13 protein-coding genes, 1 tRNA gene and 1 riboswitch are annotated in these 12,429 nt (G+C 55.1%); of the genes, 7 read left to right on the forward strand and 7 right to left on the reverse strand.

Annotated features, from left to right (window positions below; all coding sequences use genetic code 11):
* Complete coding sequence (locus J7380_RS01750) at window positions 1-384, reverse strand: DUF1636 domain-containing protein (RefSeq protein ID WP_209194211.1); 384 nt, start codon at window positions 382-384, stop codon at window positions 1-3.
* 75 nt (window positions 385-459) lie between these two features.
* Window positions 460-669, reverse strand: a riboswitch (cobalamin riboswitch).
* 111 nt (window positions 670-780) lie between these two features.
* Here J7380_RS01750 and J7380_RS01755 point away from each other — a divergent pair.
* The gene (locus tag J7380_RS01755) at window positions 781-1,773 is read left to right on the forward strand and encodes an NAD(P)-dependent oxidoreductase (RefSeq protein ID WP_209194212.1); all 993 of its coding nucleotides are present in this window, start codon (window positions 781-783) and stop codon (window positions 1,771-1,773) included.
* Window positions 1,774-1,988: 215 nt separating this feature from the next.
* On the opposite strand, the gene J7380_RS01760 is transcribed toward J7380_RS01755, so the two are convergent.
* Complete coding sequence (locus tag J7380_RS01760) at window positions 1,989-2,786, reverse strand: class I SAM-dependent methyltransferase (RefSeq protein ID WP_209194213.1); 798 nt, start codon at window positions 2,784-2,786, stop codon at window positions 1,989-1,991.
* A gap of 337 nt (window positions 2,787-3,123) precedes the next feature.
* Here J7380_RS01760 and J7380_RS20320 point away from each other — a divergent pair, with 337 nt between their 5' ends.
* Window positions 3,124-3,351, forward strand: a complete 228-nt coding sequence (locus J7380_RS20320) for a helix-turn-helix domain-containing protein (RefSeq protein ID WP_209194214.1) — start codon at window positions 3,124-3,126, stop codon at window positions 3,349-3,351.
* A gap of 235 nt (window positions 3,352-3,586) precedes the next feature.
* Here J7380_RS20320 and J7380_RS01770 read toward each other — a convergent pair whose 3' ends face one another.
* Both J7380_RS01770 and J7380_RS01775 read right to left on the reverse strand, forming a co-directional pair.
* Complete coding sequence (locus J7380_RS01770) at window positions 3,587-4,516, reverse strand: hypothetical protein (RefSeq protein WP_209194215.1); 930 nt, start codon at window positions 4,514-4,516, stop codon at window positions 3,587-3,589.
* Window positions 4,517-4,827: 311 nt separating this feature from the next.
* Window positions 4,828-4,901, reverse strand: a tRNA-Cys gene (locus J7380_RS01775).
* 227 nt (window positions 4,902-5,128) lie between these two features.
* Between J7380_RS01775 and J7380_RS01780 the strand changes: the two genes are divergently transcribed.
* The 3 genes from J7380_RS01780 to J7380_RS01790 all read left to right on the forward strand — a co-directional run bounded on the left by J7380_RS01780 (window position 5,129) and on the right by J7380_RS01790 (window position 8,091).
* Complete coding sequence (locus J7380_RS01780; RefSeq protein ID WP_209194216.1) at window positions 5,129-5,782, forward strand: protein-L-isoaspartate O-methyltransferase; 654 nt, start codon at window positions 5,129-5,131, stop codon at window positions 5,780-5,782.
* 96 nt (window positions 5,783-5,878) lie between these two features.
* Window positions 5,879-7,297 carry a TolC family outer membrane protein gene (locus J7380_RS01785; RefSeq protein ID WP_209194217.1) on the forward strand — a complete coding sequence of 473 codons (1,419 nt, stop codon included), beginning with the start codon at window positions 5,879-5,881 and terminating at the stop codon, window positions 7,295-7,297.
* A 74-nt stretch (window positions 7,298-7,371) separates the two neighbouring features.
* Window positions 7,372-8,091, forward strand: coding sequence for a hypothetical protein (locus J7380_RS01790; RefSeq protein ID WP_209194218.1), 720 nt, complete (start codon window positions 7,372-7,374; stop codon window positions 8,089-8,091).
* A 3-nt stretch (window positions 8,092-8,094) separates the two neighbouring features.
* On the opposite strand, the gene J7380_RS01795 is transcribed toward J7380_RS01790, so the two are convergent.
* On the reverse strand, window positions 8,095-9,552 hold the full coding sequence (locus J7380_RS01795) for a cobyric acid synthase (protein WP_209194219.1): 1,458 nt from the start codon (window positions 9,550-9,552) through the stop codon (window positions 8,095-8,097).
* A 61-nt stretch (window positions 9,553-9,613) separates the two neighbouring features.
* On the opposite strand from J7380_RS01795, the gene J7380_RS01800 reads away from it, so the two are divergent.
* Window positions 9,614-10,183, forward strand: a complete 570-nt coding sequence (locus J7380_RS01800; RefSeq protein WP_209194220.1) for a cobalamin biosynthesis protein CobQ — start codon at window positions 9,614-9,616, stop codon at window positions 10,181-10,183.
* Window positions 10,184-10,257: 74 nt separating this feature from the next.
* Here J7380_RS01800 and J7380_RS01805 read toward each other — a convergent pair whose 3' ends face one another.
* A complete protein-coding gene (locus tag J7380_RS01805) occupies window positions 10,258-10,578 on the reverse strand; it encodes a DUF6280 family protein (protein ID WP_108785849.1) in 321 nt (106 codons plus the stop codon).
* Window positions 10,579-10,796: 218 nt separating this feature from the next.
* Between J7380_RS01805 and efp the strand changes: the two genes are divergently transcribed.
* A complete protein-coding gene (gene efp, locus J7380_RS01810; RefSeq protein WP_170354655.1) occupies window positions 10,797-11,360 on the forward strand; it encodes an elongation factor P in 564 nt (187 codons plus the stop codon).
* Window positions 11,361-11,411: 51 nt separating this feature from the next.
* On the opposite strand, the gene J7380_RS01815 is transcribed toward efp, so the two are convergent.
* Window positions 11,412-12,356, reverse strand: coding sequence for an ABC transporter transmembrane domain-containing protein (locus J7380_RS01815; protein WP_209194221.1), 945 nt, complete (start codon window positions 12,354-12,356; stop codon window positions 11,412-11,414).
* Between the last annotated feature and the right edge of the window lie 73 nt (window positions 12,357-12,429).

The following is a 12,429-nucleotide window of genomic DNA, read 5'->3' on the forward strand; positions in this document are numbered from 1 at the left end:
TCAGGCTCCAATCGGGGGAATGCGCGAGGCGCAGTTTTTGCGGAAATGTTCGGGGCGCTCGCGCCATTTGACCAGACCGTCCTCGGTGGCCAGATATTTGGTCGCGCCGTCAACGATCACGTCGACATGGTCGACTTCGTTCAGGTTCTCATAAACAAAGGTCCAGCGCGCAGGGCCACCGCGCAGCACGATCGAGCATCCCTGATCGCAATTCGACAGGCATTCAACAGCCTTCAGCGCCACGCCCTCGGGCAGATCGGCCTGCTCCAGCGCCTTGTGCAGCAACGTGCCGGGGCGCTGGGCGTCATCTTCGACGGGCAGGCCCCTGCGGCACGTGGTGCAAACCAGCAGCTCGACCGGAGCGGTTTCGGTCACGTCTCTCATCCCCCTAAATCCTCATCGTGGGGGACGGGGTTTCATGCGGGTCGTGCGTGACCCGACACCGGAACACCCCGTCCGGTTTCAATCGCGGGTGCTGGCAGGTCTCCCGGCTTGCGGATTTCAGGGCGGTTGCCCTGTCGGATGACCCGCCTTCCCGGCCTTGCTGGCCAGTGGCTTGGGCACCCTCTCCGGTCACGGTCGCGGGGGCGGCTGCGTTTGACGGATGACCCGCTGACGCATTCCCTTTTCATCCATCTGCAGATGGACACCAACGGCTCGGACATGCGGCACCGGGCAGGCCCTTGTCAAGCGAGTCGCAAACATCTTTCGCACCGCAGGTTAAAAGCGACCTGACAGCGTCGCTGGGCGGCATGACTTTGGGTGGGGCGGCATGCTGCCATGAACAAAACGGCGCCAAAAAAGGAGGTGTATCGCATGAAGGTGGGCTTTATCGGCTTGGGCAATGTGGGCGGCAAACTGTCAGGGTCTTTGCTGCGCAACGGGATCGAACTGACGGTACATGATTTGAACTCTGACCTCGTCGACGGCTTCGTGTCACAGGGGGCCAAGGCCGCCGAAAGCCCGGCCCAGCTGATGCGCGATTGCGACGCGGTTATTACCTGCCTGCCATCGCCTGCCGCTTCGGACGCGGTGATGCAGGAGATGCTGCCCGAGGTCAGCCCCGGCAAAATCTGGATGGAGATGTCCACCACCGACGAGGCCGAGGTCAAGCGGTTAGGTGCACAGGTCATCGAACGCGGAGGGGCGGCCGTCGACTGTCCTGTATCGGGTGGCTGTCATCGCGCCGCGACGGGCAATATCTCGATCTTCGCGGGCTGCGACCGGGCCACATTCGAGCGCATACTGCCCTTTCTGACCACCATGGGCCGACGGGTTCTGCATACCGGTGACCTCGGGACTGCTTCGGTATTGAAAGTGCTGACCAATTACCTTGCCACCGCCAACCTGATCACCTGCGCAGAAGCACTTGTGACCGCGAAAGCCGCCGGGATGGATCTGAACACCACATACGAGGCAATCAAGATCTCATCCGGGACATCCTTCGTGCATGAAACCGAAAGCCAAGTCATTCTGAACGGCTCGCGGGACATTTCGTTCACGATGGATCTGGTAAAAAAGGACATTGGCCTGTTTCAGGATGTGGCGGACCGGGCGGGGGTGCCGCTCGAGATCAACCCGGTTATGATGCGTATCTTTGACGACGGCATCGCCCGTTATGGCGATCGAGAGTTATCCCCTAATATTATCAAGCGGTTGGAAGAGGCCACCGGGCTGGATATCACGGCCCCCGGCTTCCCGTCCGAAATGGAAGACTACGAGCCGGAAGCGTCCGGATACGAGGTTATTCCTCAGGGACGTCGGGCCGAATGACGCAATTGCACCGCGCGAAAACGCTTTGACCGACTTGGAAAAGTGGCGGCGAGGATTAGGCTCGCTGCCATTTTTTCAGGCCACTGAACTACCCGAACTACCGGGGCAAGAGTCAATTTGTGTGCTGATACCCGGTCTTGGTTCAGTTTTGCATGATCCCCTCAGAACGGGAGAAACCCCGATGACGTGCATCGGGGCCATTGGCCTGCCTGTGTTCAGTAGTTCTCATGGATTAGGGCTTCACTGCCGAATTGGTGGGTGTACTCTACATCCCGAACCCGGCGGATACAGAACTGTGCGTCGTATCCCGCGGCGATGATCTCGTAGTCAGCCTCTTTAGCGAACTCGTTGACGGCACGGCACACACCCGAATAATGCTTGGGATTCGAATACCAGTCGTCACCGATGATCACTCCGCCGGGAGCAAGAATCGAGTCAATAAGCCGCAGTGTCGTCATCACTTCATCGTAATGGTGACCACTGTCCAGATAAACGAAGTCAAGCTTTTCGGTCAGCCCGGCGATGAAGTTGTCTTCAAAATCCTCGACAACCTCGACCATATCATAACCTTCGGTCCGGCGCAGCATGTCCTCCTTGGCCTGCTGAGTTGTCAGTTTGTTGTCGTTCGTGTAGGGTCCAATGCCCCAGTCAAACCGCTCGCCGAGCTTCTCCCATGGATCGACCAGATACAGTTTCTCGGGTTGAAGATAACGGCAGATAACTGTCGAGAAATGACCGCGAAATACGCCAAATTCGGCGCCAACTCCGCCTTTTTTCGCGTACCGCAATATCCAATGCCTTTGTTCCGCGATTTGTTCATGGGGAAACTCATCGACATGCGGAAACGGATCTTGTTTCTGTGCCTCGTGGACTTCGTTTTCCTCTTGTACTTCGTTTGCCTCTTGTACTTGAGGCGCTTGATCATTCTGCTTTTGCTTGTCTCGTTTGCGGCGAAAAAACACTATAATAATCCTTGAATTGGGGTCTTCGCAATCTTGCTTAAGAGGTGCCATCCCTGTTGCCAAGAAGTAATTTCGACGCTCTTCCTATTGCCCGACGTAAAAGCCAAAAACTGCCGAAGCGGTCCAAGCCGACGTTAAAAAAATTGCACACCTCCGAGGATTCGAACTCGCTACCATGTCGACCGGAAGGTAGCTCACACAGATTTTTTCAAGTTGAGGATATAGTCTATTCTTCCCGCCAAGCACCGTAGTTCCAATCGTCTGAAATTGGGTACGACGATTGATGCCACCTATGCTGGATTCGACATCCCGCGCGCCAGCAAGAACTACATCACAGCCAAAAATCTCTAAACGAGCGCACGTCTGCGATTGAACAAAGAAATATTTCGTGACGGCTGGTTTTTGCGTTCGTCTTTTTGTGCCAGGTGTGAACGACTGTCGTGGAACCGCAGCAGCGCGCCTGCTTCGCGAGGGGCTGTCGTTGGGGCAAATCGCTGCCTGCATGGGGTGGTCGCTCCGCACCGCTTCGGCGATGATCGAGCGCTATGCGAAGGTCTCTCCCGAAGAAACAGACGAAGTTCTGCACATCCTGAAAGGAGCAAAAAAGAACGGTTGAGGAACCCTGATTGTAAAATGGAATGTAAAATGGCCCGCTCGCGTAGTGGGTCTTTTACGTTAAGTGCTTGAAAATAAGTGGAGGCGAGTACCTGTTTTGAAATCGAACCTAAGAAAAATTAAAAATAAATAAAAACAATTGGTTAGGTTGGCTTTGTTCTCCCTAGGTCCCGAAAATGTTGCGGGATTTGTTGCGGGATCGGCATGGCGCGTTCAACTTGACCATGCCGACGCAACTACGATCCTTTGTTCCGATCTATTTGTGCGAGCCACCTAACAAAGGAAAGACCTTGTGAAACAAGTAGAATTGCCGCCTCCTCAGTGGGCTGATTAGGGGTCTCAATACCTTGCTCATGCCGATAAAAGTGAGCTGCATTGATCCAATCCTTGAAGGATTCCAATGACTTCCCAGAAGCTGCTTGCAAAGTTGGATGATCGGAATAAAGGGCTTGAAGTTCCCTTCCTAGTTTTTCGCCTGCAGAACGCGCGTCCAACCGGGGGACTTTGTACATTAGTTTGAAGAGATTTTCGTTTGCGCTGAAAGCGGATCGAATTGCTCCAATGTAGTCGACTGGTTCTTGCATTAGATGAAAGTCGATTGTTTCAACGCATTTTGACGTGGCTGAGTACCTTTCTTCATTTAATGCAGCAATTGACGATTGCCTTGAAGCGCTAAACGCACTGTCGACAAGTGGGTGAACACCCCCGTCCTCATCGACGTCATAAGCAAGGTTTTCGTCTTTAAAGACCCTTCGTACGCCATCGACGAAACTGCTTACGTCCATGCTTTGGTTGCGACGATACATAACCAGAATTGTGACTGTATCCAGTAACTCCAGAACGGTTATTCGATTAAAGAACCACTCCCAACTTTTGACTAACATGCCCGTAGTCGATTGTGTCGCGAACCTCACGCCCAATTCGTTTTCGATAAACTCCTGGGCGTATTTTGCGTGATCGAATGTGCGGTAGTTACCCTGTAGTTTTGTCTCAGGGAAATAGGTGCTAGCCAACTTCGAAATGCGAAAACGAGCTTTTTTGCTGTCCTTAAGTGGCGCTCCTTTGTCTACATAGATGTGGGAAAACCTTTGTCCTTTTTCTATCTCTGCCAACTCGCCAATCCTGCCTATTTTGTCTTTGCCGAGCCTTGCCTGAGCATCGGCCATCTATCGTTATGAGTGCTTGACTTAGGAGACCTGAGTAAACCAGCCCTTCATGCGCTTTCTGGTTGATCGACACGTTTCAAATTCATCAAGAGCGACAACTAGTTTGTCTGAGACATTTTTGGTGGGAAATTGCGAAACCCGGCCATGGACATTCTATTGCTGGTTGCGTCGGAGGAAATTGAACTTGGGTTATCTAATTGGAAATAATGGAATATTTTTCTGGAATGTTGCGGGATTTGTTGCGGGAAAACTTAGGGCCAACAGCCTGAGAAAAAATTATTGTTCAAAAACAACATCTTGCAATTGTGATCTGGAGGCGAGTACCGGAATCGAACCGGTGTACACGGATTTGCAATCCGCTGCGTCACCACTCCGCCAACTCGCCTTTTCAAGTAAAATCAAATACTTGTCGTGGTGTGACCGGCGTTTTAGCAGCTTTCGTCTGGGGCGTCCAGAGGGGTAGCCGCAAATTTCAGTCTGCTTATTTGTCACAGCAGTGCTCTTGTTCTGAATTATTGTCTGATATCGTAAGTTTGAAGGCACTGAGGCGTTGCCGGTTTCTTCCGGATATGGCACAAGCCACGCACACTAGGGAACAGAACGAGCGATCCAATGACAGATTTCGCAGCCCGTCGCCGTACAATGGTTGACACGCAAATCCGACCCTCTGACGTCACGAAATTTCCTATCATCGACGCGATGCTCACCGTCCGGCGCGAGAATTTCGTCCCGGATTCGCAGCGCGAGGCGGCGTATGTCGAGGAGCTGATCGACCTCGGGAACGGTCGCTTTATGCTTGAACCCAGAACTCTGGCTAAGATGCTGGACCTGTTGAATATTTCTAATGATGAAGCCGTGTTGGATATTGCTCCGGCCATGGGGTATTCGACAGCAATTGCAGCGCGGATGGCCGAATTGGTCGTGGCCGTGGAAGACGACGAAGACCTGGCAGCAGAGGCTCAGACCATTCTTATGGAAGCAGACGCCGACAATGCCATCGTCCATGTCGGGCCACTCGATCAAGGCGCGGCCGAGCATGGGCCATACGACGTGATCATGGTGCAAGGAGGGGTCGAGCAGATTCCGGACAGGCTGATTGATCAGTTGAAAGACCACGGTCGAATTGCGTGCGTGTTCATGGAAGGAGCGCTAGGCACCGTTCGGATCGGCCATAAGTCGAATGGCCGTGTGACCTGGCGTCATGCGTTCAACGCCAATGCGCCGGTTTTGGCAGCATTTTCCACAGAAAGTGTATTTTCGCTATAATTCCGTGATAGTTTTTTCTGTCGCCTTGATTAGTTGAAAACAAACGCGCAAACTGTCGACAGGGCAGCGTAATTTTTGATTTGAGAGGATTTCGTGATGAGTTCCAAGGCGGGAGGTAAACTGGTCAAGGCGATGGCGCTGACGGCCGGAATTGCGCTTAGTATTTTACCCGGGCGGTTCGCTTGGGCGGATAATCTGACGGATGCGTTCATCGGGGCATACAATACCAGCGGCTTGCTCGAGCAGAACCGGGCTTTACTGCGTGCTGCTGACGAAGACGTTGCGATTGCGCTGGCGGCTTTGCGGCCGATCATCAACTGGACCGTGCAAATCAGTCAAGACTACACTCGCTCGACTGTTGATGACGTTGTGAACCGTCAGGAACCGACTAACTTCTTTACCGGCCTGACGTTGAGCCAATTGATCTATGATGGTGGGTTTTCGGTGCTGGGCAAACAGTCTGCGCAGGAAATCGTTCTGTCCACGCGTCAAAACCTGATTGATATCGAACAAGCCGTTTTGTTCCGGGCTGTGAACGCTTATCTGGATGTGGTTCTTCAAGAAGAGACCGTTCAAATTCAGTTAAACGATGTCGAAGTCTCGGCCGAAGAACTGCGTGCGTCGCAGGACCGGTTTGACGTTGGTGAAGTAACTCGTACTGACGTGGCGCTGTCCGAAGCACAGCTTGCCAGTGCACAAGCAGAATTGGCGGTCGCGCGCGGTAACCTCAGCACCGCGCAGGCCGAATATGTAAACGCTGTTGGTAAAGCCCCCGGCGCTACGGCGGGTCAGCCCAGTTTGCCGAGCCTTCCAAATTCAGAATCTGAGGCCATTGCTTTTGCGCAACGCAACCACCCGGCGATCCTGTCGTCGCAGCATGAAGTGCGCGCTTTTGACCTGCTGGTTCAGCAGCAAAGGGCCAATTTGGGTCCGAACGTGTCGCTGAACGCCGATGCAGGTATCACCGAAAGCTTTGACAATGATGATGACCTCGAAGATGCAACGATCGCGTTGAACTTCAACCAACCTATTTACGCCGGCGGTGCGTTGGCCGCTCAGGTCCGTCGCGCTATGGCGACACGTGATGCATCCCGCGCCAACTTGCTAAACGTCCAAAAGGACATCACTCAGGGTGTTTCGGCATCTTATGCCAACTTTCAGGCTGCAGCGGCTAGTCTCCGGGCCTCTACAGAACAGGTTCGGGCCTCGCAAGTTGCCTTTGATGGCATCCGCGAAGAAGCAACATTGGGTGCACGGACCACGCTGGACGTGCTTAATGCGCAGCAGGATCTGCTGGATGCGCAGTTGAACGAAGTTGCTTCGCGCACTGAACGGTCGCGGGCGGCATACCAGCTGCTGCAAGCGCAAGGCTTGCTTACCGCTGAGCGCCTGGGTCTTGCGGTGCAGATTTATGATCCGACGCTTTACTACAATCTGGTGAAGAAAGCCCCAGCTCAGGTCAGCAGGCAGAGCAAGGATCTGGATCGCGTCCTCAAAGCATTGCGGCGTGATTAAACGCCGCGACTATCTGTTGTGAGGTTGAAAGTGTTTGGCTACACTCAATCCTGAGGAAAGAGTGGTATTCAAGAATGTCGGACAATGTCGCAAACGGGAATGTAGAGGACGTCCTGTCCTCTATTAAGCGGTTGGTAAGCGAAGAAGGCCGCAAAATCCCGGATATCATGCAATCCACTCGTGCGCGTAAGCCTGGCCGGTTGGTTCTGACCGATTCCTTACGCGTAAGCGAATCCCAAGGTGATAAGGAAACTCCGTCTGATGCGAACGTATCAGGCTATGCGGCCGAGGTCTCTGTGAAGCCCATGGTTCTGCGGGCGTCCGACGCAGTGAAAGAAAACGAGCCACGCATTGAAGAGCCAACAGAACGCGTAAACGATCCTGTTGAAAGCCTGAGCTCGAAGATCGAAGCGCTGGAGGCGGCGATCGCCAAGACAGAGGATCAGTGGGAACCCGACGGTGAAGGTCAAGATGCCTATGCTGGGACCATGACTCAGTCGTTGAGTTGGCAGGCCGAGGCTGACGAAGACGAAGCAGACGCCGCTGACGCACCGCTCGTCTCGGAAACCAAAGCCACTTTCATCCGCGATCCGAAGGTGACGGCGCAGGCTGACCCGGTACAAGACGTTAAATCGGAGCGTACACCGCTGGATGAAGACGCGCTCCGGGACTTGATCGCACAGGTGGTTCGCGAAGAACTACAGGGCGTATTGGGTGAGCGGATCACGCGCAACGTTCGCAAACTGGTGCGGCGCGAAATCTACCGCGCGCTGGCGGAACACAAGCCCGACTAACGCTCACGCCCTGCGGGGTGGTTCAGCCAGCGAAAGCAGTCGGTCCAGGTCCATGTTCTGTTCCAAATGATCGGCCAGTGCGTCCAATGTCTTGTCGACACCGTCCTCATAGGACAGATCGGAAGTTACGCCTAGTTCCGACAAATACCGCGCGCGGAACGCATCCGATGAGAATATGCCGTGCAGGTAGCTGCCGCGGATGCGCCCGGTTGTATCAGTGGCACCTTCGGCGCGGCCTGCAACCTCGAGCCAGGCGCGCGCGCAATCGGGGCCATCCGTGCGACCCATGTGTATTTCGTATCCAGTTACCGGCTCGTGTCCCGGTAGGGCGCGCGCCGTTCGGAGTGTCACTTTTTTCTGGCCGACCATGACGGTCTCAACATTCAAAAGACCCAAACCTTCGACAGTACCGGGCCGCCCATCCACGCCCTCGGGGTCAGAGATGGTCTTGCCAAGCATCTGGTAGCCGCCGCACAGACCCAGCACATGCCCTCCGCGCCGTACATGGGCATAAAGGTCAACGTCCCAACCCTGTGCGCGGAAATAGGTTAGATCACCGATGGTGGATTTGCTGCCGGGCAAAAGCACGAGGTTTGCGTCACCGGGTAGGGGGCGTCCGGCTGGAATGACCTCTACCGTGACGCCGGGCTCGGCAGACAGCGGGTCCAGATCGTCGAAGTTTGCCATGCGTTCTAGTTGCGGGACTACAACTTTGCATGCCCCACCGGTATGAGAGCGGATGTCCATCATGTCTTCGGCGGGCAGCTTCCAGGCGTCGTGGAACCACGGCACGACGCCCAGGCATGGCCAACCGGTGCGTGCGGCGATGTCGTCGCGCCCCTCGTCGAACAGGGACACATCGCCCTTGAATCGGTTCACTGCAAAGCCCTTGATCATCGTAAGGTCACCGGCATCCAGCACAGCCTGTGTACCCACAATCTGCGCGATTACGCCGCCGCGGTGAATGTCGCCGACCAGCACTACGGGTACGCCTGCGGCGCAAGCAAATCCCATATTGGCAATATCACCCTTGCGCAGGTTGGTTTCAGCCGGGCTGCCTGCGCCTTCGACAAGAACCAGATCGGCATCACCGCACAGACGGTCAAAGCTTTCCAGCGCGGCGCTCAACAGCTTGGATTTGTCCTTGCGGTAGTCACCCGCCTTCATCGTGCCCGCCCTTTGACCCTGAACGATGATTTGAGCACCTGTATCGGTCTCGGGCTTCAGCAGGATCGGGTTCATGTCGGTGTGCGTTGGCCTGTTCGCAGCCCACGCCTGCAGCGCCTGCGCACGCCCGATCTCACCTCCGTTTTCGGTTACGGCTGCGTTGTTCGACATGTTCTGCGGCTTGAACGGAGCCACTCTAAGCCCGCGCCGTGAATAAGCGCGTGCCAGGCCAGCCACGAGAACCGATTTACCCACATTGCTGCCAGTACCTTGAATCATGATGGCGCGAACCATGATTGATCTCCTATAACCTGACGGGCACATGACCCGATTTGACGGCAGAGGAAAAGACCGGATGAACACACCCGCCCATCTTTTGGTCGGAGCCGCCGTCTTTGCCCGCCCGCCGCAAGGGCGCATTCTGCGCGCAGTGTTGATCGGGTCAGTTTTGCCGGATCTGTCCCTTTACCTGATGGCTGGTGTGTCGCTGTTCATTCTGGGTATCCCCGAGCAGGTGGTCTTCGGGCGGCTGTATTATTCCGATGCATGGCAAACAGTGTTCGCCATCGACAATTCGTTTCTGGTTTGGGGGTTGGCTTTAGTCGTGGCGCTGTGGGTGGGTTCGCGGCCTGTGGTCCTTGGGGCCTCGGCCGGGTTACTGCATTTGATAACCGACTTTGTATTGCATGCCGGGGATGGGCGGCCACAGTTTTGGCCGATAAGCAACTGGGTCTTTCATAGCCCGGTCAGCTATTGGGACAGTGCCCATCATGCGCAATGGGTTGTTCCCGTTTCGATCACGGCGTGTGCGGCATCCTACCTGATACTCTGGCGACGCGGGTTAGACGCTTCGACCAAGATGTTCTTTGGGGTGTTGCTTGGAGCGGAAATATGGGTCGCGCGGCAATGGCTGATGTTTTTCTGAGATAGCCACTGGCCAAAAGAAAAGCGCGCTCTGCAATGCACGAGCGCGCTTTTTCTTGGAAACAACTGCTTAGGTCAGGCGGCTTCGGCCTGCTGAGCAGCGTTACGGCGTTCGCTTTCTTCACGCGACAGTGCAACCGAGGTGCGCACACCACGACCAACGAAATCCATCAGGCCGCTCACAACCCGTTCGTTCGGGTCGATACCGGCGCAGGACAGCACTTCGCGGCCGTCGCGCGAACGTGCCCAGCGGGCAATTTGTTCGGGGCCATTGCCATATTTCTTGTCATCGGCAATAGCATCATCCAGCGCAGCCAACACAACGGCTGCAAAAAGTTTGCGCGCACGGTTGCCTTGTTCGTTGTTAAAGGCGGTGCCGTCAACGAAATCTCTCATCTCGTCTTCCTTGTTGTTCTTGCTCTTGCATTTTCGGCGTGACGGTCCTTATGACCGATAAAGTGTGATTCGGATACAGCTAAAATGCATAGTTGCGTTGCGTCATCTGCATGGCTCGCTGCACCTGCAACACAAGGTTTCGTTGTCTTGCCACGTGTTGTCCCGCCAGATATAGGAAGCGCAACTGACGCATCAACCGTTTGTGAAGGATTTATGTCATGCCCAAGATAAATGGGAACGAAATTCGCCCCGGCAATGTGCTTGAGCATAATGACGGTCTTTGGGCCGCTGTCAAAGTTGATCACGTAAAGCCCGGAAAAGGCGGCGCTTTTGCTCAGGTCGAACTGCGCAACCTGCGCAACGGGTCGAAACTGAACGAACGGTTCCGCTCGGCGGACAAGGTGGAGCGGGTGCGGCTGGAACAGAAGGATCAGCAGTTCCTCTACGAATCCGACGGGATGCTGGTGTTCATGGACTCCGAGACCTATGAGCAGATCGAACTGCCATCGGACCTGTTGGGTGAGCGGCGCCCTTTTCTGCAGGACGGCATGACAATTGTGGTCGAGTTCTACGAATCCGAGGCGCTGAACGCCTCGTTGCCCCAAAAAGTGACCTGCAAGATCGTTGAAACCGAACCGGTCGTAAAAGGTCAGACCGCGGCGAACTCGTTCAAGCCGGCCATTCTGGATAATGGCATCAAGGTCATGGTTCCCCCCTTTGTTGGTCAGGATGAGATGATCGTGGTGAACACTGAGACCATGGAATATTCCGAACGCGCCTGATCCGCGTTGAACTCACCAAGAGGCCGCGTCAGCAACGCTACGCGGCCTTTTTTATGTGCGACGCTTGATGCGGCGGTATTGCTCGGGGTTGGGGCCGAACAGTTCCAACATCAGCTCATACTTGATGCGGTTGGCGCTGACCTGTCGGTAGAAGGCGATCAGAAACGCGGTCGGTCCCTGTATTCGGGCCAACCCGCTTGTCGCAGCGACCACAGTGCCAACGTCTGTGCGGCCTTCTAGGACCAACCAGCCACCCAGCATCAATATGCCAACAGTACCTGCGCCATTGATGACGCTCAGCAGGAATTTGGCGGATAGTTTCCAGATGAACATTTTGCGCCGGGTTTCATAGATTGAATCGAACTCAGTCTCGATCTCGCGCGAGGTTTCCTCGATCTGCTCAGTGGTCAGTCGGTCGGTCGCATTGCGCAGGATGCGGACTCGTTCGGCGACAAAGACGTTCACCTTGCGCTGTGAAACCAGCACGATGACGATCTGCGGAACGATCATCGAGAACGCGATCAGCCCCAGCCCTGGTTGCGTCGATGAGATATAGCCGATCACGCTGATCAACGTCCCGATCTGCACGACGGGGTCAGAAAAGGCACCACCTGCGAATTTGCCAAGCTCTTCGGCTTCGGCGGAAATGGCGGTGGTCATAGTGCCCTTGCGCACATCTTCGCCGGTTTCATTCAGATCGGCCGAACGCAACAACAGCCGTTGGCGGATCAGGCGGATCATGTCTTCGCCCAGTGTCCCGGCGCGGTAACCCAGAACCCATTTCAGGCCGAGGCTTAGAAGTATGACCGCCATCATCCCGGCCCCTAGCCACAACAGGCGGTCGGCCTTCACATCGTCGGTTGTAAGGTGATTGATAATATCGCGCTGAAATTCAAGCGGCACAGCCGCCAAGGCGGCCACGGCGATCGAAAGATTGATAAGGATGATCTGCCGTCCGGCACTGGCACGCCAGATTGCCCTATATAGTTTGAACATGCCCGCACCCGTCCTGTGACCCGGTTGTATTGTGACAGGGCCAGGGCAGGGGGTGCAATCTATACGCGCTGTG

The sequence above is a fragment of the Ruegeria sp. R8_1 genome, assembly GCF_017743815.1.
GTDB classification, from domain to species: Bacteria; Pseudomonadota; Alphaproteobacteria; order Rhodobacterales; family Rhodobacteraceae; genus Ruegeria; species Ruegeria lacuscaerulensis_A.